24 protein-coding genes and 1 pseudogene are annotated in these 25,683 nt (G+C 44.5%); 10 read left to right on the top strand and 15 right to left on the bottom strand.

Going from position 1 to position 25,683, the window contains the following annotated elements:
• Nucleotides 1–13 precede the first annotated feature (13 nt).
• A complete protein-coding gene (locus tag AB4114_RS20470; protein WP_441990154.1) occupies nucleotides 14–907 on the bottom strand; it encodes an ABC transporter permease in 894 nt (297 codons plus the stop codon).
• A gap of 335 nt (nucleotides 908–1,242) precedes the next feature.
• On the opposite strand from AB4114_RS20470, the gene AB4114_RS20465 reads away from it, so the two are divergent.
• Nucleotides 1,243–3,510, top strand: coding sequence for a helix-turn-helix domain-containing protein (locus AB4114_RS20465; RefSeq protein ID WP_441990102.1), 2,268 nt, complete (start codon nucleotides 1,243–1,245; stop codon nucleotides 3,508–3,510).
• Nucleotides 3,511–3,587: 77 nt separating this feature from the next.
• Here AB4114_RS20465 and AB4114_RS20460 read toward each other — a convergent pair whose 3' ends face one another.
• From AB4114_RS20460 to AB4114_RS20435, 6 genes and pseudogenes are all read right to left on the bottom strand, one after another.
• Nucleotides 3,588–4,421: a LamG-like jellyroll fold domain-containing protein gene (locus AB4114_RS20460; RefSeq protein ID WP_441990101.1), complete on the bottom strand. Its 834-nt coding sequence runs from the start codon at nucleotides 4,419–4,421 to the stop codon at nucleotides 3,588–3,590.
• 376 nt (nucleotides 4,422–4,797) lie between these two features.
• Nucleotides 4,798–5,135: pseudogene (locus AB4114_RS20455) on the bottom strand (pyridoxal-phosphate dependent enzyme); the annotation flags it as partial.
• 234 nt (nucleotides 5,136–5,369) lie between these two features.
• Nucleotides 5,370–6,590 carry a Fic family protein gene (locus tag AB4114_RS20450; RefSeq protein WP_441990100.1) on the bottom strand — a complete coding sequence of 407 codons (1,221 nt, stop codon included), beginning with the start codon at nucleotides 6,588–6,590 and terminating at the stop codon, nucleotides 5,370–5,372.
• A 484-nt stretch (nucleotides 6,591–7,074) separates the two neighbouring features.
• On the bottom strand, nucleotides 7,075–7,536 hold the full coding sequence (locus AB4114_RS20445; protein WP_441990099.1) for a phage tail protein: 462 nt from the start codon (nucleotides 7,534–7,536) through the stop codon (nucleotides 7,075–7,077).
• 23 nt (nucleotides 7,537–7,559) lie between these two features.
• On the bottom strand, nucleotides 7,560–8,039 hold the full coding sequence (locus AB4114_RS20440; protein WP_441990098.1) for a GyrI-like domain-containing protein: 480 nt from the start codon (nucleotides 8,037–8,039) through the stop codon (nucleotides 7,560–7,562).
• Between the two features lie 115 nt (nucleotides 8,040–8,154).
• Nucleotides 8,155–8,583 carry a DoxX family protein gene (locus AB4114_RS20435; protein WP_441990097.1) on the bottom strand — a complete coding sequence of 143 codons (429 nt, stop codon included), beginning with the start codon at nucleotides 8,581–8,583 and terminating at the stop codon, nucleotides 8,155–8,157.
• An 84-nt stretch (nucleotides 8,584–8,667) separates the two neighbouring features.
• Here AB4114_RS20435 and AB4114_RS20430 point away from each other — a divergent pair, with 84 nt between their 5' ends.
• From AB4114_RS20430 to AB4114_RS20420, 3 genes are all read left to right on the top strand, one after another.
• Nucleotides 8,668–9,633, top strand: coding sequence for a helix-turn-helix transcriptional regulator (locus tag AB4114_RS20430; protein ID WP_441990096.1), 966 nt, complete (start codon nucleotides 8,668–8,670; stop codon nucleotides 9,631–9,633).
• Between the two features lies 1 nt (nucleotide 9,634).
• Complete coding sequence (locus tag AB4114_RS20425; RefSeq protein ID WP_441990095.1) at nucleotides 9,635–9,823, top strand: hypothetical protein; 189 nt, start codon at nucleotides 9,635–9,637, stop codon at nucleotides 9,821–9,823.
• 182 nt (nucleotides 9,824–10,005) lie between these two features.
• Nucleotides 10,006–11,925 carry an ATP-binding protein gene (locus AB4114_RS20420; protein WP_441990094.1) on the top strand — a complete coding sequence of 640 codons (1,920 nt, stop codon included), beginning with the start codon at nucleotides 10,006–10,008 and terminating at the stop codon, nucleotides 11,923–11,925.
• Here the strand turns inward: AB4114_RS20420 and AB4114_RS20415 are convergent.
• From AB4114_RS20415 to AB4114_RS20400, 4 genes are all read right to left on the bottom strand, one after another.
• Complete coding sequence (locus AB4114_RS20415) at nucleotides 11,891–12,139, bottom strand: NHLP leader peptide family RiPP precursor (RefSeq protein ID WP_441990093.1); 249 nt, start codon at nucleotides 12,137–12,139, stop codon at nucleotides 11,891–11,893. The genes AB4114_RS20420 and AB4114_RS20415 overlap by 35 nt on opposite strands.
• A gap of 278 nt (nucleotides 12,140–12,417) precedes the next feature.
• Entirely contained in the window at nucleotides 12,418–12,669 is a 252-nt protein-coding gene (locus AB4114_RS20410; RefSeq protein WP_441990092.1) for an NHLP leader peptide family RiPP precursor, read from the bottom strand.
• Between the two features lie 75 nt (nucleotides 12,670–12,744).
• Nucleotides 12,745–13,686: a hypothetical protein gene (locus tag AB4114_RS20405; RefSeq protein WP_441990091.1), complete on the bottom strand. Its 942-nt coding sequence runs from the start codon at nucleotides 13,684–13,686 to the stop codon at nucleotides 12,745–12,747.
• A 160-nt stretch (nucleotides 13,687–13,846) separates the two neighbouring features.
• A complete protein-coding gene (locus tag AB4114_RS20400) occupies nucleotides 13,847–15,040 on the bottom strand; it encodes an MFS transporter (RefSeq protein WP_441990090.1) in 1,194 nt (397 codons plus the stop codon).
• A 279-nt stretch (nucleotides 15,041–15,319) separates the two neighbouring features.
• On the opposite strand from AB4114_RS20400, the gene AB4114_RS20395 reads away from it, so the two are divergent.
• Nucleotides 15,320–15,898: a TetR/AcrR family transcriptional regulator gene (locus AB4114_RS20395; RefSeq protein ID WP_441990089.1), complete on the top strand. Its 579-nt coding sequence runs from the start codon at nucleotides 15,320–15,322 to the stop codon at nucleotides 15,896–15,898.
• Nucleotides 15,899–16,042: 144 nt separating this feature from the next.
• On the opposite strand, the gene AB4114_RS20390 is transcribed toward AB4114_RS20395, so the two are convergent.
• Nucleotides 16,043–16,924, bottom strand: a complete 882-nt coding sequence (locus AB4114_RS20390) for a MerR family transcriptional regulator (protein WP_441990088.1) — start codon at nucleotides 16,922–16,924, stop codon at nucleotides 16,043–16,045.
• A gap of 178 nt (nucleotides 16,925–17,102) precedes the next feature.
• Here AB4114_RS20390 and AB4114_RS20385 point away from each other — a divergent pair, with 178 nt between their 5' ends.
• The 4 genes from AB4114_RS20385 to AB4114_RS20370 are packed head-to-tail and all read left to right on the top strand — an operon-like array spanning nucleotide 17,103 to nucleotide 21,658.
• Entirely contained in the window at nucleotides 17,103–18,035 is a 933-nt protein-coding gene (locus AB4114_RS20385) for a methyl-accepting chemotaxis protein (RefSeq protein ID WP_441990087.1), read from the top strand.
• 33 nt (nucleotides 18,036–18,068) lie between these two features.
• Entirely contained in the window at nucleotides 18,069–19,079 is a 1,011-nt protein-coding gene (locus AB4114_RS20380) for an EAL domain-containing protein (RefSeq protein ID WP_441990086.1), read from the top strand.
• Nucleotides 19,067–20,878, top strand: coding sequence for a DegV family protein (locus AB4114_RS20375; RefSeq protein ID WP_441990085.1), 1,812 nt, complete (start codon nucleotides 19,067–19,069; stop codon nucleotides 20,876–20,878). The genes AB4114_RS20380 and AB4114_RS20375 overlap by 13 nt, the downstream gene beginning before the upstream one ends.
• Nucleotides 20,879–21,658, top strand: a complete 780-nt coding sequence (locus AB4114_RS20370) for a DUF1295 domain-containing protein (RefSeq protein WP_441990084.1) — start codon at nucleotides 20,879–20,881, stop codon at nucleotides 21,656–21,658.
• A 99-nt stretch (nucleotides 21,659–21,757) separates the two neighbouring features.
• Here the strand turns inward: AB4114_RS20370 and AB4114_RS20365 are convergent, their stop codons facing one another.
• Complete coding sequence (locus AB4114_RS20365; protein WP_441990083.1) at nucleotides 21,758–23,497, bottom strand: ABC-F family ATP-binding cassette domain-containing protein; 1,740 nt, start codon at nucleotides 23,495–23,497, stop codon at nucleotides 21,758–21,760.
• A gap of 291 nt (nucleotides 23,498–23,788) precedes the next feature.
• Here AB4114_RS20365 and AB4114_RS20360 point away from each other — a divergent pair, with 291 nt between their 5' ends.
• Complete coding sequence (locus tag AB4114_RS20360) at nucleotides 23,789–24,511, top strand: YheC/YheD family protein (protein ID WP_441990082.1); 723 nt, start codon at nucleotides 23,789–23,791, stop codon at nucleotides 24,509–24,511.
• Nucleotides 24,512–24,597: 86 nt separating this feature from the next.
• Here the strand turns inward: AB4114_RS20360 and AB4114_RS20355 are convergent, their stop codons facing one another.
• Nucleotides 24,598–24,921: a hypothetical protein gene (locus AB4114_RS20355; protein ID WP_441990081.1), complete on the bottom strand. Its 324-nt coding sequence runs from the start codon at nucleotides 24,919–24,921 to the stop codon at nucleotides 24,598–24,600.
• 340 nt (nucleotides 24,922–25,261) lie between these two features.
• Nucleotides 25,262–25,675, bottom strand: coding sequence for a winged helix-turn-helix transcriptional regulator (locus AB4114_RS20350; RefSeq protein WP_441990080.1), 414 nt, complete (start codon nucleotides 25,673–25,675; stop codon nucleotides 25,262–25,264).
• Nucleotides 25,676–25,683 lie beyond the last annotated feature (8 nt).

Raw genomic sequence — 25,683 nt, 5'->3', positions numbered from 1 at the left:
GCGTACCTCCTTTCTACCACAAGCTGGTCTCGCCGACTCTACGGCTGATCCAGTTGGCCGAATATATGAACACTAAACTGACGATCCCTGTAAAGAAATCAATGGCCGTCGCATAGCTGTAATTGCCCTGACCGATCCCTGTTCGGTACACATAAGTGCTGATAATATCAGCCGTTTCATAGATGGCGGGGTTATAGAGGAGAAACACTTTTTCGAAACCGATATCAAGGACGTGCCCGACATTCAGAATAAATACGATCACGATGGCCGGCGCAATGCCTGGGAGCGTGACATTCGCTATTTTCCTCCACCTGCTCGCACCATCCATTTCCGCCGCTTCATACAGCTGAGGATCAATCGACGTCAAAGCTGCCAGATAAATGATGGTCTCCCAGCCCACATGCTGCCAGATTTCCGAAATCACATAGACCGAGCGGAACATCCCAGGCATCACCATGAAGTTAATCGGCTCAAAGCCGAAAACTTGAATCAGGTGGTTGACGATACCACTGGAAGGCGAAAGGAACATGAGCACCATGCTCGCCGCCACCACATTGGATATAAAATGGGGCAAGTAACTGACCGTTTGTACGAATCGTTTGAAGAACGCGTGCCTCGCTTCATTTAGGAGCAACGCCAACAGAATCGGTGCAAGAAAGCCGAAGATTAGTCTGTAGATCCCAAGCATAAAAGTGTTGTAGATGAGCTTAAAGAAGTCGGGATTTTCCCAGAACAGCTTATAATACTTCAATCCGACCCATTCACTTGCCCAGACACCCTTAAACAAATTGTAATTTTTTAAAGAAATGATCAAACCGAACATAGGAACGTACTTGAAAAGTAAATAAAATAGCAAGGTAGGCAGGAAGAGGAGAAATAAGTATTTCCCTCGTTTCCACTGCTTCAGATAGGCACTTCTTTTCGACCGGAGATTCGCTTGCGAAACAGACGTCTGTGTCGTGGCGGCCGATGGGTTCGTACGCAATAGTCATCTCTCCTTCTTCTCAATGTGGGTTGCCCCCCTCTGGTTATTGAGGCTCTGTATCGACAAGCCCATCGTATCCGAAAAACACCATGCCGACTATCCACTTCCTCATCGACTCATTCGCAAATTTCTCTAAATCGAGAATAATAATAAGAATCGTAAAAATTCATATAAGGAAATTGTAAATATTTTCTCACACCATGAATTTGACCATGCTATAATTTCCACATACTACAGGCTAGCGAAAGGAGACGACAATGCAAACAACTTATGTCCCTAGAAAAAGATACAGCACCTCCTTGTTCTACCGACTATTAATCAGTTTCATTATCATCATTTTGCTGCTCGTATCCTTTAATGTGGCCTCCTTTACCTTCTTTCGAAGCAGTATTCGTGAAGAAATTATTAAGAACAGCTCTCTGAATCTCGAGACGACCGTAGCCAGCTATGAAAAAAACATTTCGTTAATTAAAAGTCTGCTGGTCAGCTCATACTTCAACACCCATACCGAAGCGCTCAAAAATAATCCGCAGAAGCTCGACTTTTATATTTCAAGTCAGGTTCAACGCGAGCTGCAAAATGTGTTAGCGAACAATCAGCTTTCTTTATATAACATCATCTATTATTTTCCGAACCGTGATTTTGTTATCGATAAAGATGGGTCCCGAGATGCGCAAATGATGTTCAGCAAATTTTATACGTCCCCCATGTATCCAGAGCAGTTCTGGTCGACGGAAACCGGAAAATCTTCGCTCTCCTTCCGGGTGTACCCTTCTGCTGAATTTCAAGAAAGTACAAGCTTCTCTACTAGAAGCTTTGGGACGTTTAATCCTGTTCTTTTCAAAAGCGCCGCAACGGACGGCTTCGCCATCATAGCGTTGCTAGACAGCGATCAAATGTTTGAGGCCTATAGCCATTTTCAAGCAGATTCCAATTTCTACATTCTGGATGACGCTGGGGGCGAAACGTACGCCGTAACCAGTCGAAAAATTCCATTGCAATTGAAGCCGCATACTGACAGCTCCGGCTATTATTTGGAAGGCACCAATTATTATTTCTACAAACAAGGTGCAGTGACCGGAAACACCTATGTGCTGATCGTGCCTTTCGCTACAATTTCCGAACAGTTCTTTAAGCTGAATGTGTTCATGATCGGGCTGATATTCCTTTCCGTTATCATCGGAGTCGGCATTTCAATTCTCTTTGCCAAACGGTTCAACAATCCGCTCAACACGATCATCAGCTCCATTCAACAAATGGATCGCCCCCAGAGCGTCCCCTTTGTAAGTCCGATTCGCGAGTTCAACGTTATTAGTCAGAAGCTGCATGATTTATTTTTGACCAATGAAACGATTAACCGGGACTTACTAAGCAAAAATTCCCTGCTCAAGCACTACGCCTACTTAAATAAGGTGAAAATGATTCACACCGATATTGAGGACGCGAAAATTTCCATTGATTCCGATAAACCCTATGTCATCGTGTTATACCAGCTCATGTATATCGACAACCAGTTAGCCGCCATGGACATGGATCCTAATCGCGCTTCCTATTACATCAAGGAATTCGTGCAATCGCAGTTTATTCAGGCCTATAAAGACGCCTTGACCTTCCAAATTGAGAAGGATCAAATTCTGACGATTATTTTTACAAACGATTCCGAGCTTTCCGTATTAGACAATCTACTGCTCGATATTAAAAAAATATTTGAGCTGGATGCTTCCTATTGTTCCGTGACCATTGCCGTGAGTCMTGTCCATGACAATGCGTTTATTTTCAACGAAGCTTTTGAAAACACGCTGCTGTTAGCCAAACAACGGAAGCTTGGGGAAGGTGTCCAAATCATTCGGGAAAAAGAGATTCTACCCCCGGATCTCTGGCTTACACCGACCAATATGAAAGAATTTACCGCGAATTTGACTTCCGGTAACCCCGCGATCACAATTCCTATCGTTTCGAAAACGTTAGAGCTCGCAGTCAAACGCGGCGCTTCCTACGCGCAAATCCTTGACCTTGCCAAGGAAATCGTCAATTTGATTATTAAAACACTCTATTCGAGCCATAATCCAATCTCCTTGCTGGATGATAAGAGGAGCCCGGCGGATATTCTTAAGAATTGCCGCACGCTAGAACAATTTCAGCAGTTTTTCAAGGAAATCCTGACACAGTCCGCCTCCGATATTCGTCAGAAGAAAGAAGCGACCGACCATATTACCAGTTTCGTAACGAACTACGTCAATGAGCATTTCGGCAGCGATCTATCGCTGGACTTGTTAGCGGATAAGCTCAACATTACAGGCGCTTATTTGTCGACCTATTTTAAAGAAAAGACAGAGATCAATTTTAGCGATTATGTCAATACAGTGCGCATGAATAAAGCGATGGAGCTGCTGGAGAAGACGGATCTCAAAATTCAGGACGTCTCAACGCTTGTCGGCTATTACACGATTGCTTCCTTCAACCGCATGTTTAAAAAGCATACAGGCATTACGCCGAGCGAGTTCAGGCGAGCTCGGTTCCATTAAAAAAAGGACGATCCCGACCGAAATGCATTCGGGGATCGTCCTTTTCACTTTTGTGCTGCGTTAGTCCTCAGCTACGCTTAATTGGTCATCGTGCTGTAATGCGCTGCCAGTTTGGTAGGCGTCAGCTCATAATCGTACACGGCAACTTTGCCGATCGCGCCTTGGAAGTACGATGCAAGATCTCGCGTGGCAATCCGCATCGGGGCCGTACCGTTTCCAGGTACGATGCTGTAGTCGGACAGCTTGTCTTGATCACGCAGGACACCGTTTTTAAACACCTTTGTGTAGCCTGTCGGGTACGTCGTGCTCGTATTCACGGTGTTGATAACCAAGGTGTAGTGAATCCATTGACCCGCGGTCACCGTATCCTGGAAGTAGGAGCCTGCGCCTAAGCCACCGCTTAAGTTAAACGAATAGCCGCTGATACGATTTGGACGGTTTTCGGTGTTTGTCTGATTGTACATTCTAGCCACCCAAGAATGCTGTCCGGACGTCCCCTTGCCCATCCAATGCACATACCCGCTGCTCTCATAGTTTGTAAATTGCAACGTATCCGGCCGCATCCAGGCCTCAACGGTCAAGATGCCTGTGCGCGTAACCTCCAGATAATCGTTGTCAGGGATTGTAAAATACTGATTCGTTCCGTTGAATACCGGAGCTGCATCCCCATTCGGCATCGTGGTGTCAGTCGGGCTTCCAGTAAACGTACCGTTCAAACCGTTCCCCGATTGATCAGCCGTGACCGTGGAGGATAAAGGCCAATATCCAACGGGATTGTCAGCTAGTACGGCCGTGTCGTAGGTGGAGGTTGCATGTACGAATGAAGATACATTGAAACAGGCAGAAAGTAGGAAGGCAGTCATCAAAGAAACCGCTAGCTTGGACATACGAATTGATAAAGCGTTACTCATTGTCAATCGTCTCCTCTCCTATTGGCAAATCACTTGCTTGGTTGCACTTGCGCTAGTTATACCGCGGCCGTTCAATTCCCTCCCTTCTCCGTCGTTATTTTCATCTTATCGGGAAAGGGCTTACTTCAAAATGGCTTGCTTTTGGGATGATGATGAAATCTTAATCCAGCCAAACAATTCGTCATAATCGATAAAAATGCGAAGCACGGGTGCTCATGTCAAACCTTATTAATCGTATAGAAAAAAGCGTCCATTGCCCTTGTGATCCACACGGCCTTTGATAACCCGAGAAACGAGGAAAGGTCGCCCCACTGGACGTCCTTTCCTTCATGTAAGTCTGCATACATGTATTGTACTAACTGATGCATCCGTTACACTATTTCAGCATTTGATACACTTGCTCAACATCCTTATCCCCGCGACCAGACAGATTAACGATAATGATCTGATCTTGACCCATTGTCGGTGCCAGCTTCTTCGCGTATAGCAACCGCATGTGCGCTTTCCAGTGCTAGGATAATTCCCTCTGTGCGGGACAATTCTTGGAAGGCTTCCAACACTTCCTCATTGGTGACCGTTGCGTATTCTGCTCGGGCCCGTCACCTTCAGATGGCTATGCTCCGGCCCAATACCAGGGTAATCAAGGCCCGCCGCGATCGAATAGGTCTTCTTCAGTTTGCCTTCTTCGTCTAGCAACACTAGACACTTAAAGCCGACAGTCATTATGCCCTTAAACTTATTTAAGTTTAGAAGCTTTAGCGTATCCTTCTGCGGTTTATTCCTGGCTAGGATCGGCACAATGGGTCCAATGCTACTGCTGCCGCTATTATTTCAGAATGTGCAGTAAAGTGACTAATCTAATTACGGCTGTCTCAAAAGAAAATGGCGTACGACCTCATTTCTGGGATCGTACGCCATATGATGGCCCTGTATTCAGTAAGCAGCTGTTCATTCCTCGAAGTATTTATGTCTAATACAGAAATATGCCGGCCTTTCTCCTTCTTGTTCCACTAGTGAGAAGTCGAGTAACTCTTTAACTATTTTCCTTATTGTTACTGCCGACTTTTCAAATATTTCAGTTAAGTCACTCACTGTCAGGCCACTACTAGAATCAAAGAAATGATTTTGGGCCAAAACAAACATAATATCTTTATGATTTTTCGTTAAACCCTGTAACTTTGGCTCACCGTCTAACTTCTTCAATGCCAAATTTAGCAACAGACTTTTTTCTTTCAATTCTGTATTCATCTGCTTAAGAGTTTCAATAATAATTTCTAGAAACGTTTCAATAAAACTATTCATTTCCCCTCTGCTTCTAATACTATTAGAAATTTCAAAAGCCTCAAGGTATTTAGTTTTATACTTATTACACCCTCTAGATAACGATAATGTAGAGATATTTCCTAGATCCTTTGACAAGTACATACTACTAATAAATCTAGAAGTCCTTCCGTTTCCGTCATAAAAAGGATGTATGTAACCAAAATAATAATGGCTAACTGCCACTTTTATTAAATTAGGTATGTCAGAATCATTATTTATGAAGTTTAATAATCTCTCGGTCAGACTAATTATTTCTGATTCTGGTGTAATTCCTTGATGAACAACCTTACCACTACCTGATTTTTTCAAAATATAAGTAGTTTCTTTTCTAAAAATCTCCCCATCAGGAAGTTCCTGCGAGTCTATTTCTCCTTGTGTAATATCATCATATATTTTTCTAATATCTTTTGAGGTTTGAGGAAACTCAAACTCATCAAGCAGACGGAAGTATGATTTTATCATGCTCTCGAATCTCTTCTTTGACTTTTTGTTAAATATTACATCCTTAGTGCTTCTAACGATTTGTTCTCTACTACTTCTTATTCCCTCTAACTCGTTTGTATTATACAATTCCTCCGAGATGCACTCGATAATAAATTGTTTCTGTGCTACTTTCGGCAGATTTCCAAAGGTAGTGTTAAACTCCCTCGAAATTATGCAAAGCTCACTAATCATCCTAATCATTTTGTTTGTCGGTACATAATATAATTCATAATAAGTAGACTGATCCATAGGTTTAATATGCATTCCAAACTTCACGGTAGAATGATAGTTAAATCTCTCCTCATAAACTTTATTAAATTCACTAGCACTAGTTTCATGGAAGATCTTATGTGCATGTCTCATCTATTCACCGCCGATTTACTATTTACAAGTAATTTTTACACACTAAATCGGTGTTGTCTAGTCCTATGTATAAAAATATCTCATTTTTTACACTTAGATCCTAACTTATTAGATAGAATTAATCCAATACTTTTATATTTGCACCACAAATACAACGTCCATTCCCATTCATCTTAACTTTCACCTCTCTCTTGCACGCAGGACATACAACCTTCATATTTAACACCTCTGTATAAAAAGTGTTATTAGTCTTAACATAAGAAGAAATCTATATACCCCAAATAATATCTCTCCCCACATAGGGGAATTTACTTTATTCATATGCATGATTGTGGAAATTATTTATAGGAAGTTACTTGCGGATTAGTTCCCAAACATGTGAAAGTTTCAATAAAAGTACAAAAGGGCTGCCTCTCGGCAGTCCTTTACACGGTTATATTTATTCAAAACCACAATTTGACCATATCTTATCACACTTGAAACTTTAATATTGCCCTTTAATTACAAAAAATGAGCCCCGAATGGTTCCAGCAAGTTTCGACTTCTGTCTAGCAAACTTAAACTTCGGCTCTAACTCCTTGGGAATCTCCATCCCCTCAGAAAGCTTAAAACCAACAGCCCGCTTCTTAGGGTCATCAACAGTGTACATGACATTAATCCCAAGACCATCCTCATAAAAGACGTAGGTAAATTGGATATTTTCCACTTGAAAACGCGACGTTTCTAGAGGTTTGGCTGCAAACGCAATATCACGTTCTTCTAAAATGCGGTTCACATAATCAAGATTCTCCTGACTTTCGCTAGCGGGTATAACCGAAAATTCATGTTTGTATTTATTCATAAAGTAGCGGGCTTCATTCGCACGTAAACCTGCAAGCGCTTCTGCTACTGGTGAAGACTCTAAACCAACCGTAGACACATTTTTAAAATCAACAATCTGAGACACGCTAATCCCTCCCATGACCTCGTTTATTTCCCTACAACAGGAATCCATACTTCACCATAGACGAGACCGTCTCGCTGCCCCATCTCAACCGTTGCATTTGGCCCGCCAACATAGGCAAAATTCTGGGCTTCAGGCAGAACTTGACCAAAGGCAATGCCAGTGAGCTTATTACTCAACTCATCCGCCGTCTTCCCTTCGCCTTTAACGACGAGATATTGTCCCTTAGGGAATTGAATAACTCTGTGTTCTTCCGGTACCGATGCTCCTGTCATGACGCCAGCATAATACATCATCTTGTGATTCACCGCTTCGTTCACGGCGAAAATGTAGTCGTTCGTGGCAATTGCTTTTAAAGCGTCAAGCCTTCCATCTTGCTCTACGGCCCGCCAAAAGTTTTCCTTCTCCTTGTTGATACCGGCATAATCCGTGTAATTGCTCTTCAGCTCCGTGCCAATACCTAGAACGATAAAGCTGTCTTTTTCCTCAAGGGTATACATTGTCATAATTAAATCTCCTTTTTTCAAATTAATGAATTTTTTACTTAATACGTTTATATTAACCTTAAATCATGTCAAAATAAGATACTGTTTAGAAGATCCGATGAATCTCAACTACCTATTAAAGTTTGCGGCTTTGGGGACGCAACGCCCAAGAGGCAATACTAAGCGCGGCATAGAAAAGCGGAAGAATAATATGGAATCCGTAATCGCCGTAATCGTTGGCGAACACATGAGATAAGGCCGCACCAGTCATTAAAAAAAAGATACCGCTATAAGCCCATTCCTTAAGTCGGGGGAATCCTGGCATTACGATTGCAATGACGCCAAGCAACTTCCAAGTTCCGAGAATGTTTGTGACATATAACGGGAAACCAATATCGGTCACTAGATCGACATTCCCCCCATATCGTATTAGTTGCCCGATACCGCTTAATGCAATTGAGAATGCGAGTATGATTGTGACGGTCCAATAAACGGCCATCCTTCCAAAAGGGCGGGACTCTACTTTTGTCATTTTTTCATTACTGATAATCGTACTCAAGTTCATTCCTCCTCTGGATTTCTTTTTTTACTTGATAGCTTTATAATAACCTTAAACCATGTCAAAAAATGATACTGTTTAGAGGATCCGATGAAAAAAGTAGAACGAATTAACATCATCATGCGGTATATCAATAACCGAGCCCACTTTACCATATCTGAGATTATGCAGGAATTTCATATCTCTCGTTCGACAGCCATTAGAGATATCAGAGAAATTGAGACGATGGGGATGCCGCTTGTCGCTGAAGTCGGGAGGGATGGTGGTTATTTTGTCATGAAAAATTCCGTCCTACCGACTGTCCGCTTTACCGATAATGAGATAAAGGCCCTTTTTATTGCCTTCATGGCCACGAGAAATCAACAACTTCCCTATCTCAAGAGTCGTCACTCTTTAGCGGAAAAATTACTCGGACTTATATCGGAAAACCAACAAGATGATCTTGTTCTGTTAAATCAAATCTTGCTATTTGAGGGAACCAACCCCCACAATCCCGATCTGCTTGATCTGTCCGATCTGCCCCATCCTATGTTAGAACAACTTATCCAAATCATTATTATGGATAGCTACTTAGTGGTTTCCGTCGAAGTAGGGAGGGAAATAAAGACTTATCCCATCTATCTGTTGCACTTATATCGTGAAAAAAGCTCTTGGCAGATTGAAGGCTTTGACCTAGAGGAAGAGAAGAGGCGGATTATCCCTGTCGACAATCTTACCGATGTTACACCCTACTCTGGGAAGAAAAGAACAACCAAGAAGAAGATTATAGAACAACTAAGCAAGCAGGAAAAAGTCATCAATCTTGTCCTTGAACTTGGTCCTAAAGCGATTGCCCAGTTCAAAAAATACCATCCGTTAAAAATATCAATTTCGTACACCAATCCTTATCAGTCTACGGCAATTTTAAAAACGTTCATCAATGTTCATCACTCGGATGAATTGGCCGAAATCACAAATTGGCTGCTTTTCTTAGGTGGAGATATCACGATTAGGGAAATGCCCAAAGAGGTTGTGGAAAGTTTACAGGAGAGAATGGTTCTTTTCACGAATAAGTAAAATGATTAATGAAGAAGAGGCATCGACTGTTCTAAAAGAACTGGAGAGCAGCCCTCTCTGGAAAAATCTAAAAGCAGTCAAAAACGGAAACGTCCACGTAGTTAACTATAATTACTTGTATAATGATGATCCTATTGCCGTCGAGAATCAGATCGATATCTTGGCGGATGCCATTCTGGCTGGCCGATAGCATTTAATACCTTAATTTGAATACAGACCCTCTTCTATCCGTTCGTTTACGATTGTGAAGTGGGTCTTTTGGCGTGTAGAGGGATTTGTAAAAAATTGTCGGCAACTGAAGGATTCATACACTATTTTGTCGAATTTATAAGCATACATGAAATATTAAGTTGTTCCCCACGAGGTGCACAAATGAAGCGTTTCCACTTGATCTTGTTACTACTCACATTAGGCGGCGCTGCCTTCTTGGCATTGCTCCTGTATCCCTATCTAAGCTCATCGAAGGATTCCACTAATCTTCCAATAACCACCTGGAAAGTACAATGGATTCCTGTTGGAGCTCCAGAAGACGCCCCGCCTGACATAGACGGAGAGTGGCTTTCTGCCACGGTTGAGCACCCGTTTGATGCCATTCCCAAAGGGAAGGTCGGCGCATGGATTCACCTGACGGTCCCCCCGACGTCCAACCTATCCAAACCTGGACTGTATATTGAGCGACTGTACGCCATGAACGTAATGGTTTATGAGAACGGCAAGCCCGTCTATCAAGTCAATCACAACTTTGACTTCGAGCGCACCCTTCTCCAACTGCCGCTCGACCATACTGAGATAACCAGCGATCTCTACCTGCGGCTCACGGCGAAGGAACGGGCAGGCATCAGTAGTGATGTCCAACTTGGCGAGCTTCCTGAAAACTCCCGGCAAGCTGTCCGCAATGAACTGCCTGACCTGTTGCTAGGGGGAGGCTTAGCTTTTCTGTCACTCATGATGCTTCTCTGCTCCTGGTATTTAAATCGGGCCCAGCGTAGTACTGCATTGGCGCTTACCCTATTCGTCATGTGCAGCGGCATACTGATCATGACCTATTCGGCTATGCCTTATTACTATTTTCCTGAGCTTGGACACGTTTTCGTATTTCTATTTGATACGTCTATTTATATTTTGTTTCCTGCCCTGCTGTACTTCGTCATCCACATATTCGAAGGCCGGTATCCATGGATCAAGCGGGTATTCCGCTGGCTTGTCGTCTATTATTTGATTAGCTTCTGCGTTATGGTATGTTATAAGATCATCGGAACGCCAATGTATTCTCTTTACGCGTTTCTAACCCTCTGGCTGGGTGCACCGCTCATTGTCGGACAACTGATTTTCATTAGCTTCCTCGCCTTTCGGAATGCCATGCAGAATCCCAATTCCCTGATCCTTTCCCTGGGCATTCTGATCCTTGCCCTTTCCGGAGTGACGGATATCTTGCTGATGTACGCAATAGATACACCCCATATATTCAATTTATGGAAGCTTGGCATCATCATTCTAATCGCTTCTCTGGTGATGATCCTGAACCGCCGAATTGCATCTGACTATGCCCGGCTCCTATCCTACTCCAAGGAGCTGGAGCTCTACAATCACCAACTGCAGCGGACGGAGAAAATGCAGATCATCAGCGAACTGGCCGCATCCATTGCCCATGAGGTACGCAACCCGCTTCAGGTCACAAGAGGCTTTTTGCAGCTACTCTCGGGAAAATCAGTAGCGCACGACAAGTCCTACTTTAACTTGGCCATTCAGGAGTTGGATCGGGCGTCAGGTATCATAACGGACTTCCTGACCTTTGCTAAACCGGAGCTGGATACCCTGATAGAGCTGGATTTGAAGCATGAGCTCGCACAGATCGAAACCATGATGACACCGCTGGTCTTGCTGAACAAGGGAGAGCTGGAGGTCCACGTGCCCGAACCTCAAATCATTCTGGGCAACTCATCCAAGTTCAAGCAAGCATTGATCAACATCATCAAGAATAGCATCGAGTCCCTTCACGAAGAAGGCCGCATTACCATCAACGCCTGGGCCGAGGGAGGAACCGCTGTCGTCCGCATTGCAGATAACGGTGAAGGCATGGAGCCGGAGCAGATCGCGAAACTAGGAGAACCTTACTTCTCAACGAAAACCAAAGGAACCGGCCTCGGCCTGATGGTTACCTTCCGTATCATTGAAGTGATGGAGGGCACCTTGGAATTCCATAGTGAAAAAGGAAAAGGAACCGAAGCCATCGTCCGGTTCCCTCTCGTTTCCAACCCTAAGTCCAAGAAATCTGCGGTTGTGCCCCATTAGATTTCAATTGCTCCAATTCCTCCGGTTGCGGGGGAACGACCAGTGCATAATGAGCTGGTGTTTCCGCCAGCACACTCAGTTCAATACCTTCAGGAACTTCAATTCCGAAGTCCTGCTTCAGTGCACTACGGGGATCTGCCAACAAGCGTGCCTTGAAATCCGCGTCCTCCCAAGCTTTCTTAATAATCTTTACTTTCAACGTATCCATGGACATGACAACACAACCCTTCAAAATATTAGGATATCTGCATTTTCATAATACCATGGAACTAGATCTTTTGTACCATTGTCAACCATTTATCGACAAATAAATTTTAAATCCGCCATCATTCAACAAACCCACTTAATTACCTCTGATCTTGTTAGCCTTGCGCTGCACGCATTGAGCCAATGCGGATGCGAAAACCTGGAGAGTTGGAGGGCACTCTGGCACTCCATAGTGAAAAGGAAAAGGAACCGAAGCCATCGCCCGGTTCCCTCTTGTTTCCAACCCTAGCTCCAAGCAGCCATTTGCGGTTGTTCCCTAGTAGCTGTCAATCCGTCCAATTCTTCCGGTTGCGGGGGAATGATCAGCGCATACTTAGTGGGTGTTACCGCAATCACATGCAGCTCAATACCTTCAGGAATACTGTGTCCGAAGTCCTGCTCCAACGCACTATGGGGATCTGCCAGCAAACGTGCCTTGAAATCAGGGTCCTTCCAAGCCTTCTTGATGATATCCACTTTCAACGTATCCATGGACATGACAACACAACCTTCCAAATATTAGGATAATTTGCATCCTCATAATACCATAGAACTAGATGTTTTGTACCATTATTAACCATTCATCTTCAAATAAATTGAAAATCCGCCATCATTCAACAAACTATCGTAATGATCTCTGATCTCGTTTGCCTTGCTCTGCAAGCCTTGAGCGATCGCAGATGCGAAAACCTGGAGGGATGCGGGAGCATCCTTCATGGCGCTCAACCGATCCGCATAATCGATTGCAATGGTCGCAAGCCCTTCTAAGGCCTGCTCTTGATAAATGCTGCGTTTCACCATACTCTCATCCAAAATTTCGCCTGCCTCTAGCTGAAGGTTCTCCCCCAACAACACTAGGAAAGCGTTACAGGAGGCCGTCGGCAAATCCTCCTGCCAATCTGTCCAGTCATCGGAGAGTTGGAGTACCGCAAGAGCCAAATCGATGGCTGTCTCCATACCTCGAATCTCTTGGGCCCTTCCAGCTTGGAGCAACAGTGCTGCGGCGCACAGCTTCACCGGGGCCGCCTTGCGGGCCAATCGGCCAGGATCCCGCGGGTCCATTGGCTCGTCCACCTCACGGTACATCGCATCTGCCCATTCCGCTAAATAGCGATTATAACAAACCCACAGCTGAGAGTTTTCTGAGAAATACCGCTGATAAGCCTCCAAAAACCGTTGATTCAGAAGCGTGCTTAGGGCCAGCGAACGCCGAACCTCCCCCGTCTCATCCATTACATCATCCAAGAGAAAAAAGGACAACATCCCGTACACATTTCCCACCGCTAATTCGCGACACAGCTCGATCGGACTCTCCAAGGTCTCTCCAACCCAATACGGAAGCAGGTAGCTGATCATATTAGGTCCTTCGCTGTCCTTCCTGTCCAAAGGATAGCACCCGCCCAGAAGCGCCAAAGCTTGCTCCTTCAGTTCCTCCGGAAGCGTCTGCAATTGAGCCGACGCTTCCCCGAAGATCCGGACAATCTCATCGCTATATTGATCTATTAATCGGTTCATGGATGGGAATCAGTTCCTTCCTTATTGTGAAAATCGTTTATCTAGGTCGGTCACATGTTTTCCATAATTATACTTCTGATCCATCTAGGCGTAAACCTTGCAGTTCACCCATATGATTACTAATCCGTATTCCTCTCTCTTCAACGAACTTGGGAAATGATCATTTCTTCTCTGTCGCAAAATAAAGAATAGCTGCGATGGGGAAAGCCATTCCAATCCATAATACGGCACTCCAACCTCCTGTAGCATATGCCCATCCACCAATTGCAGAGCCGATGGCACCGCCAAGAAAGAAGATAGCCATAAAAAGGCCATTCAGCCGACTGCGAATTTCTGGACTCAGTGAGAACAACGCACGTTGTCCCAGCACAAGATTTGCGGATACGCCGGCGTCCAATAAAATAGCTGAAACGACGAGAATAACGATTCCGGTCATTGAACCCGTACGGATCATAAGCGGTATCAACATCGAAATGATGACAGTGCCGAGTGCAATCCCTGTTGCGGGTTTAGTCCAGCCACGGTCCGCCAACCGTCCGACCACAGGCGCAGCTATAGCCCCCGCAACTCCTACAAGCGCGAACAACGCAATATCTATCTGCGAAAAATGAAAGACTGGGCCGGATAACAGTAACGGAACTGTTGTCCAAAATAGACTAAACGATGCAAACACAAATGCGTGATAAGCTGCCCGACGGCGTAAGATCGGGGTTGTGCGCAGCAAGTGCCACATCGAACCGAGCAGAGCGGCATAGCGTGTGTTCGCCGTTGGCTTTCTTTGGGGTAACACCTTTGAAAGTACGATCGCCAAAATAATAATCGCTGCGGCTGACAAAGCGAATACGGCATGCCAGCCCAGGAATTCGGCCACTAGGCTCGACAATGGTCGCGAGAGCATAATGCCAAGCAACAAACCACTCATGACATTGCCGACAACGCGACCGCGTGAAGAATCCGATGCAAGGTATGACGCAAAAGGCACGAGTACCTGCGCCGCGACTGACCCTACTCCGATGACAAACGATGCCGCCAAGAATGGCGCAGCTTGCTTCGAAACTGCCGTAACTGCAAGAGCAACACCTGTAAGAAGTAAAGATGCGACAACCAACCTTCGATTTTCAACGATATCTCCCATAGGTACAATAAATAACAAGCCGACTACATAACCTATCTGTGCTAACGTCACAATCAAGCCGGAGCTATTTGCGGACAACCCGATGGAAGAGCTGATGACCCCTACCAAGGGCTGCGCATAGTAAAGATTAGCTACAATGACGCCGCATGCGGCAGCCAGCACTAGGGTTAACCATGTTGGGATATTTTTCTCGATAGCTTGTTTTTTTAAAGCAGTCATTTTAAGCAACTCCTTATATAGAAATATATTGTGTTCTATTTTCTCAATACATTCATGGCTTCACGACAGCTACAATTCCATCCTGCTTCATCCTTACATAATTCCTTCATTTATTTTAAATACTAAACGTATAGTTTATTAAATGTATATTTGTATAATATACTGAACGTGTAGTTTTGTAAATGGGTAATTGCAACTTTAATTCTTATTAATAATTGGTATACTGGACGTATAGTTTATTTGTTTCGGATCAGATATGTATGAAAGAGGATGATGACGATGAATGGAAAAAGAGGCAGGCCGCGGAATATTGAATCTCAAAAGTCTATCCTTTCCGCATCTTACGAGTTATTGCTGGAAAATGGCTTTCAAGCCGTCACCGTGGATAAAATCGCTGATCGTGCCCAAGTTAGCAAAGCTACGATATATAAGTGGTGGCCTAACAAGGCTGCCGTGGTTATGGATGGTTTCATGCATGCCGCCACGGACAGACTACCTATCCCTGATACAGGTACAACATTTAGTGACATTCTCATTCACGCCACGAATTTAACCGGGTTTTTGACAAGCCGAGAGGGAACCATCATTACGCAGTTATTAGGCGAAGGGCAGTTTGATTCAGGATTGGCGGAGGCCTATCGTGCTCGGTTTTTCCGTCCCCGCCGACTTGAGGCCCGAGGTCTTTTGGAAAAAGGGGTTCAACGCGGGGAAGTGAAAAACAATCTCGACATTGGCATATGTATTGATCTCATTTACGGGCCGATTTTCTATCGTTTGCTTGTGACAGGCGAAACCTTGGACGAATTCTATGTCAAGAATTTAGTGAAAAACGCATTTGAAGGAATCCGTTTAATTTGAGTCGTATTTKCCGTTTTTCAAGCGGCTTTGGCGCTTCGTAACCTCTATACAGCAAAACCAAAAGGCACCCGAATCGGGTGCCTTTCGATTTTAGAAGGTCACTACCCTCACTGATAGATGCCCCTCCTGCTGACCCAGTTATTCTTAAGCGTTATGCCAATCTTCCCATTCTTCGACAGACATATAACGCACATTAGCTTTAACAGGGCGCCATTCCTCTAAGTCGAATGCGGCCCCCCCGAGAAGGAACCTCAATCGAGGATGGTTCCGTATGGCTACTTCAATCCACTCCAAGAGCTTGTCCACATGTTGTCGGTCCGTAACGGAAACTGCGATAAAAGATACATTGTGATTCACGATGATGCTATCCAGATCCATCAAAGGCGTATCGGGTCCTAGATACAACACCTCAGCTCCGCGTTTACGCAAGAACAGGCTAAACGACATGAGTCCGAGATGGTGCCGTTCTCCCTCGGGGCAAAAAGCCAATACAACAGGCATGCTTGGATTCACGGGAAAAATTCTGAACAAGGCAGATATTCTTCGCATAATCGTTTCCGTAGCGAAATGTTCCTGTGCTACGACGATTTTCCCTGCCTCCCAATCTGCTCCGGCCCTATAAAGGACAGGAACAATGATGCGTCGGAATGCCTCTTCGAAGTCATACAAGGCAAATGCCAGATCTATCGTCTCGTCTGCTTGGACGGATCTGAATTGGATCAAATCCATGTATAGCTTTTCGGCCAAAATGTCGTATGTTCGTATGCTAGCCGCCTGTTCTGCTTCCTGTACCGGAGGGTTAGACTTGCTTTGCTGCAGCAGTTTTGCCACTGCTTCGCTGATCTTCAAGCCGTTTTGTTCGATTTGGTTTTTAAGGAAGCGAAGCTTTGAAAGATCTTCTTCGCTTAGCAGGCGATGTCCGCCGCCGCTTCGGCTCGGGGAAATAACCCCGTATCGGTTCTCCCAGGCCCGAATCGTCACGACCGGGATGCCCAGCAGCTCGGACGCCTTTTTCATGCTATACATGATTTCGTCCCCTCCTCCACTTAATTATACATAATCAATACAAAATGAGGAGAGCTTTGTCAAAATTTTCGTCGATTTTCCGAAATTTTTCGCTAATTCTCAAAATCCCTTGCTAATATTGTATAGGTTTTGTACAATTATAATCAAAAATCTATACATAATCGAGGTGCTTATTCTAATGGATAAAGAGCAAGCAACGGCTTTAAAAGAGACGCATGGCGATAAGAAACTTCTATCATTGATGACGGCCATTGAAAGCTCCCTTGCCATGATTGAATTCGACATGGAGGGCACCGTGCTTTATGCCAACAATAACTTCGCGAGCTCCATGGGTTATCAGACATCGGAAATGCAAGGAATGCGACATGCCTCGTTCTGTACGCCTGAATTTCGAAATAGCGCTCACTACCACCAGCTGTGGGAAGGATTTCGACAAGGCAGGGCGTTCCAGAACAAAATCCACAGAGTGCGAAAAGACGGGCGTCTTATTTGGCTTGAAGCCACTTATATGCCGATCCTCGGTGAAGATGGACTACCATCCGGCGTGTTGAAGATCGCGACTAACATCGACGAGCGAGAACAGGCGGCTGCCCGATTGACAGGGGATCTTTTGCAAATGTCCGAGGATCTGCTGCATCGGGCACGGGAAGGCATGGCTCGCAGCAAGGAGATCGAAGAAGCGGTTGGCAACGTCGTATCGGGCTCCGAGGAGAATATGGCTGTTTTACTTCAATTGGAACACCAGTCCCATTCCATTCGCAAAATCGTACGATCAATCAAAGACATTGCTTCGCAAACAAATCTTCTTGCCCTTAACGCGGCGATCGAAGCGGCTCACGCAAAGGAGCACGGTCGAGCTTTCGCTGTAGTCGCGAGCGAGGTGCGCAAGCTTGCAGCCCAAGTCGAACAAGCGACTAAGGAAGCAAGCAATTACGTCGAAGAAATCGAGGCCCATGTCCGGGAAGTCGGGGAAAGCACGAAACGCTCGCAGATTTTTGCTTCCGAGAGCCAGAGACGAATTCAGCAAGCTGTAGGAGAGTTCCAGGACATCGGGAAAGCCGCCACTGAACTCGATGGGAAAGCGAACGAAATCAAGTTGATCCTGAATTAACAACAAATCCGATTACAACGGGAGGAAATGCCAATGAGCTGTCAGGGTTGCGGACTGAATGAGTTGCTCATCGAAATTAAAGTTGAAGGGGCCCATAACCGGAATTTGTTGCGTGATATGTCTAATCTTATGCGAGTTAGAAACGCCTTGCACCATGCGAATGAAGACACTTTAACGATTAAAGAGTTCGGAGCTCGTGAGCTTGCGGACTTTTGCAACGATCACCTGGATCGAGAGAAAATGAGAATTCGGCTGCCAGGAGAGGACTGGAGGCCCATGTCGGAGCTTCCGGTGATTCCTGAAACGAAGTGGATCGACAAGTTAATCGCTGAACGTCAAGTTTGCATGTATTTTCAACCTATTGTTGACAGCGAAGAACGGATTTATGCCTATGAAGCCTTGGCGAGATTCATGGACGAAGACGGTTCCTTGCTATATCCGAACATCGTCTTCCCGGCTGCTAAGACACGTGGTCGGCTATACGCTTTAGACCGGCTATGCAGGATGAAAGCAGTAGAAGAAGCTGCGCCTCTTCGGGCCAAAACGTTTATTAATTTTATACCGACGTCCATTTATTCTCCCGAATTTTGTTTAAAGTCCACCATCGACTTAGCTGCAAAACTGAACATTGAGCCTTCGCTGTTTGTTTTCGAAGTTGTTGAAACGGAGAAGACCGAGGACTTGGCTCATTTGAAGCGTATATTAGCGTTTTATAAGGAAAAAGGGTTTAAATACGCCCTCGATGATGTCGGAGAAGGCTTCAGTACGGTGGAAATGCTGGTGGAGCTTAAGCCTCAATACATGAAATTGGATCGTACCCATGTACATGGAGTCTCACGAAATTCAGCGATGCAGCGGATGGCGGAACTTTTCCTCGAAACAGCTTTACGCATCGGGTCAGTACCACTAGCGGAAGGGATCGAATCCAGAGAAGATTTCGAATGGTTAAAACAACGAGGGTATCGGCTATTTCAAGGCTACTTATTCGGAAAACCCAGCCTTCCTCCGAGCCCTCAACAGGAGGTCCAAACTTGCAATTTCTAAATCATCAAACGTTATTCCGCATGATCTTGGCCGGAGCCAACGAAATTATTGCGAGGGAAAAAGAGTTGAACGCTATCAACGTTTTCCCCGTTCCTGATGGGGATACGGGAAGCAATCTTGCTCACTTAATGCGAATGCTCGTACGGGAGATGAAATGGAGCGATACCTCCTCCGAGATGCTCGAAAGTATGAGACGAGCTTGTTTAAGAGGATCTCGCGGCAACTCAGGGATGATTTTCTCCCAGTTTATCCTTTCTATGTGCAGGTATATGGCCGCTCGCCCGGAGCTAAAGAAAGCACAGTTTATTGAAATGTGCGAGCAATCTGTGGCGATGTCTCGGCGTTCTGTGCATGAACCGAAGGAAGGAACCGTGTTGTCAGTCATGGATGACTGGGTCAACGTTCTTCAAACAGCATTCGCTCCTTCGGAGGGGCTTGCGGACATGTTGCAACGCTCGTTCGCCGAAGCGTGTATTTCGTTGGAGAATACGAAGCACCAGCTGGACGTGCTTCGAAAGCATAACGTCGTCGATGCGGGAGCGAGAGGCTTTATCCATTTCTTGCAGGGATTTATCGCTTCATTGGACGATACATTCCCGGTTGCTGGAAAGGTCTTTGAAGAACCGGAACCATTCGCTTCATCTGGCGTCGCTGTCCACAGCCATTCACATGAAGTCACAGATTCCCTTGCGTATCGTTATTGTACCGAATTTTTGTTCGATATCAGGACGAATTTGGAAGAAGTCAAAGAGCATATCGCCACTATGGGTACCTCGATCGTAGCCGTTGGTGACGGTCATCAGGGCAAAATCCATATTCATACAAATGTTCCTGCACAGGTCGCCGAAGTCATTCAAAATCACGGCTGGATCGTCTATCAGAAGGTTGAAGACATGAAGCGGCAGAAAGACATGATTTACAACCGCCAAGCGTCCATTGCCCTTGTGATCGACTCTGCCTGCGATATCCCAGAGACGTGGCTAGATGACTATCAGATTCATAGGATCCCTCTACATCTGCAGCTCGGCCGTTCGACATATCTAGATAAAGTAACCCTTCAATTGGATACATTTTATGACAAGCTCGAGTGGATGACCGAACAACCGACCACGTCTCAGCCTGCTCAAGAAACCATTACGTTGCTCTATGAACAGTTATTGACTCATTATGACCATATTATTTCTATTCATCTATCTAAGCCGCTAAGCGGCACCTACGATGCATGCCGACAAGCAGCCGAGCGCATTGATTCGGACAGAATACATGTGGTAGACTCGAGGACTTTGTCAGGTGCTTACGGGCTTATCGTTCATCAAACCGCGGAGGCCGTTAAAGCAGGTAAACCGATTGACGAGGTGCTTGATTTGCTAACATCGTCCATTCCTCGTACGGAAATTCTCGTGAGCGTCCCAACTTTGAAGCACATGATTAGAGGCGGAAGAGTAAGCCCGCTTCAAGGGAAAATCGGGAGATGGCTCAATATGAAGCCTATTGTATCAGTCAATCAAGAAGGCCAATCGATCCTGTATGGCAAAACCTTTTATAAACAATCCAATCTTGGCAAAATGCTGAAAATGATCTCCCTCATCCATCGCCGGAATCCAATCCAACGCTATGTTATCCTTCATGCTGGAGCTGAGGCGGACAGCACGCGTTATGTAGAAGAAATGGTCCGGATGACTGGACAAAATCCGCTGTACATCACCGGGGTAGCTCCTGTCATTGGGCTGCATGCAGGCAAAGGAGCGGTGAGCGTTGCCATGATGCTAAGCAGCGAAAATACGAGGAGGAATACGTAAATGTGGACATTGTATGGAATCAGCGGAGCTGCTGTCTTTATTTTTATGGCCTTATTATTCTTAGTAGCACAAGTCAAGAAAGACAACTCAATTGTAGATATCGGTTGGGGCTTAGGATTCGTCATCGTCGCACTGACGACGTTCGGGTATCAAGGAGGTTTTGACGGTAGACAATTGCTTATTACGATCTTGGTGTGCATCTGGGGTATTCGGTTGGCGGTCTATCTATTCATTCGTTCTATGGGCCGCGGGGAAGATTACCGCTATGCCAACTTCCGTAGACAATGGGGGAGCCGCGCAACGCTCATCGCCTTTTTCCGCGTCTTTATGATGCAAGGATTCATTATGCTGCTGCTCGCATATCCGATCATTCGCGTTCATTCGGAACAGATCGGCGTCTTTGATTTAGCCGCTTACCTCGGTTTGGCTGTATGGATTGTCGGGTTCATGTTCCAAACGATCGGAGATTGGCAACTTCGACAATTTAAGAAGAAGCGCCGGAATCAAGAAGAAGTGCTAACAAGCGGGTTATGGCGCTATACTCGCCATCCCAATTACTTTGGCGAAGCCGTTATGTGGTGGGGAATCGCACTGATCGTCCTCCCTTTACCCGGCGGTTGGGGTGCGTTAATCAGTTCCCTGTTGATTAACCTTCTACTTATCAAGGTTTCCGGCGTACCGTTCCTCGATCGGCGTTACGCGCATAATCTGGCTTACCAGCAATATAAAAGAGAAACGAATCGATTCATACCATGGTTTCCTCGGATCGAAAGCCGGTAAACTGTCCTCTTCCATGCTACAAATAATTCTCGTTTATGGTCTTAACTAAGAATCACTTTGTGCATGGAACAGAACCACATTCAATCAGAGGGTTGTCATTCAAAGCAACTTAATCAGCTCTTCTAGCTCCTCAACCAATACTTTTGCAAGTTCAAAATTCGTATCTTTTAAAGCCAATTCTATTTTCATTTCAACTGATTTTTTATTTTGTTCATTTTCTAGATAGTCTCTATCAAAATGACTCGCATATATCATCTGTCTAAATTTTCGCATACTCATTTTTCTAATCGTCTTATCGTCAATGATCAGAACATAATCCATACCATTTACAACAGAGTAGAAATCATGCGAAATCATGAGAATCGCACCTTTATAGTCCTCAATGGCTTTCTCCAGTGCTATTTGTGTATAGGTGTCTAAATGGCTTGTCGGTTCATCAAGAAGCAATACGTTTGCTTTACTGGCAGAAACTTTAGCTAATTGAAGCATATTTTTTTCCCCACCAGATAAAGATGCTATCTTTTGATTAACGATTTCTCCTTCAAAGCCATAGTTTGAAATAAACGATCTAACCTCATCATACGTTTTAAACCCAGCATCGATGAATTCTTCTAGTATGGTATTAGAATCCTTTAGCACTTCGCCTTGATTCTGAGATAAATAAGCCACTTTAACATCAGCATTTATTTCAATTGAATCGTGATTATTTGTAAAGATATCGCGGAGTAAAGTCGTTTTCCCGGTACCGTTTGGACCAATAATGGCTACTTTATCCGTAGATTTTATCTCAAAGTTCACATTGTCTAAAAGCAACTCATCAAAGGTAACACGATAATTATTGACATTTACAACAATGGTGTCTTCAATCTCATTTTCAATACCAAAACTAATCTTCGGTTGCTTAATATCAACAAAAGGCGCTTTAATTCTACGCGCTTCCAATCTTTCTTGAAACCTAACTCTAGCTTTTAATGCTCTCCCTCTAGAGGCTTCTGAATTATACGTTGCGATAGCTCTAAGATTATCAATAATGTTATCGTATCTCTCAATTTCTTCTTGTTCAGCGACTGCGATTTCTTGCAACTCAATTTTTGTCTGAAGTAATGAGAAATTATACTCAATATACCGCCCATCAAACTCTTGGATCTCCATGTTTTCAAGGTGTATCATTTTGTTGAAACAATGATTCAATAGATATCGGTTGTGCGTAACAACTAGCAGCATTCCTTTGTGAGAATTAATCAGATTTTTAAGCGCATTTAGGTTTTCAAAGTCTAAAAACACATCTGGTTCGTCCATAATCATTAGGTCTGGACTACTAAGCATTTCCTTCATCACTTGAATAAGTTTGAATTCCCCACCACTCAGGTCGGATACCCTAAGATCTTTTAGCTTCATGAGGTTTGCTAGATTTAGTTTTTTATGAATGTTGCTTTCAAAATCAGCCCCACCGATTGTATCAAATGTGTCTAAAGCTAATTGATACTTTTCTAATAACGCATCCATATCCGATGCTGTTTCCATCTCCGTACAAATCGCTGTTATTTCATTTTGTATCTTAATAAATTCTTCCCCTATATATTCAAAAACTGTTGTTTCTTTCGTTTTGTCGAATTGTGGGAATTGACTTACATGCCGAATATTGCAAGTCGKGTCTATTTCTAACTTGCCCTCGAACAAATATCTTTCTGGATCCATCAGTATATCGATCAATGTACTTTTCCCACTGCCGCTTGTTCCTATAAAAGCGCAATGTTGTCCCTCTTCAAGCGTAAATGAAATGTTGTTATATAGTTCTTTTTGCGGAAATGAGAAGGATAAGTTTTCAACTTTTATCATAGTATTACCTTTCTTTATAACAAAATTTGTGACTATTTTTAAAAGTATTGCAAAATATAAATTTTGAATTCCATATGCCCACCATTCTACCACACATAGCGGAGAAAACAGAAACGATCCGAGTCACGCGGTTCTAGCCGAGCAGTTCTACTTGCAACCCAAAGACCCGTTCCTGACGCCCGAGCATCGGATCACCTGCTTCGGCTCATAAATATAGACGAATAGTCACTTATGCTCATCACCATTTTGACTTAGAATTAACGTAGAAGATTGAAAAAGGCTGGGATTGCCATGTTAATCAAAAGAGACAAATGGTTGCAATATCGCATCCTTCGCAATGGGTCCTTTCTCGCCAGACGGTTGCCAAAAACACAGTTGCTTAAGAAGAACGCCTTATCCAAGATGCTGCATCACTATCAGAGCGTCGTACTGAAACCTCGCGACGGGAGTTACGGAAGGGATATCGTGTTCATTAAACGGAACGGTGCAAACGCCTATCGTATTCATAACGAGAATAATGCTGTCACCATGAGAGACACTGATAAGCTACTCAAATGGCTCCGTAAAAAAAACAGAGGTCGAGGATATATTGTCCAAAGGCGTCTACAGCTTGCTCAAATTGGGCACAGGCCGTTCGACATTCGGATAATGGCTCAGCGAAAAAAAGGCTCTTCATTCACTTGGAACGTGACAGGCTCATACGCGAAAGTTGCGGCGCAAGGTTATCTAGTCACGAATGTGACCAGCCGCACCATCCCAGTGCTTGAGGCGCTAAAACTAGCCCGAATCGGAGATCGGAGCTTGCTTATCAAAGCGGAATGCATCGCACTATTGGCTGCCAAACGACTGGGTGAGCGTTACCCCAAGCTTAGACAAGTCGGGTTCGATATCGGCATCGACAGGAAACGGCGGATTTGGATCATCGAAGGCAATTACAACCCGGACTTGCGCCCTTTCCGGCTCTTGAAAGATTCCTCGATGCATCGCAGAATATTATGGTATAAGAAACATTAAAACAAAAAAGACGACCAGCCTTTTATCTTTGGCCTGTCGTCTTTTCATGTTTGGTACCTATTCTTAATAATGCCCCGCTTGGGAATTCACTTGCGTCTTGTGCCACTTACAACGCGCGTCACTTGGAACCTATTTACCCCTACCTGTATAATGGCAAACTGGCTGAAAGAAGTGCCGGAAGAAGTATAAGGTTCCGCTTCAATATTTCCACTCGGCGTTTTAACCGTTGCGGAGATTTTAGTCACCAAACAGACTCCACGGCTAGATGCTCTCCAAGTCTCGTCACGCTGAACACTATAATTGTCGTCACTACAAAAGATGGATGCATATTCAACTGTCCCAGACGCATTAAACGAAGTGGAGTTAAATATCTGAACGGGGTCATAACCCCCAGGTCCTCTATTTCCCATCCTCAAAGCCTCCTTTTTTATTGATATAGTTCAGTAGATGCAATTGATATCGTTTTGGTAAGGTATAAATGTGGACAAGGAAAAAAAGTACGTTTGTCCGGTGGTCGCGAGGATACGGCAGCTTATGACGTGCGCAATAGAGAGTATTTCCTCGAGAGGTTATGCACAAGTAACGGCATGTTTTTGAAATAAAACAAAGGGCACTCTCTAGAGTGCCCCTGGCTAAAACCCACTGTTTTCAGTTTTTTTGACCGATCGCTTCAAGACCGATATCGATACTTTCTCCGTATACATCTATTTTCATGGCTAAGAACGAACGTAGGAATTGTGACGAGATTTTTTATGATGTAATATCGTCGAAATTCAGCAAAAGGCGCAGCTCCAGCCCTTTTTCGTTTGTTGTTAGTTCTTGCATGATCGGAATCGTCATATCGGTATTGGGGTTGTATTTCAGGCCCCAGTGCATAATGGCAAAAACGGCAGKAAACAGGTCAAGTGCCTTTTGCGTTKGTCGGTACATGGTTTGTGCGCGGTTAGTATCTCCTTCTATCTTGACGAGCAGGCCTGTTTCAACGAGTGATTGGAGCCGTGCACTCAAAATATTAGTTGAGATCTGCTCGCGTGAAGCAAGAAACTCGCGGTAATACCGCTTGTTATGGATAAGGACGTCACGAAGTATGACTAGGCTCCAGGGATCACCCCATATATCGAGCGCATATACGATTGGACAGACTGTGGAAGGTCGCTTTTTCATGAGAATGA

The organism is Paenibacillus sp. 2RAB27 (assembly GCF_052115445.1).
Classification (GTDB): Bacteria; Bacillota; Bacilli; order Paenibacillales; family NBRC-103111; genus Paenibacillus_E.
Note: the sequence above shows the minus strand (reverse complement) of the source record. Positions and strands in the feature narration are given on the sequence as shown.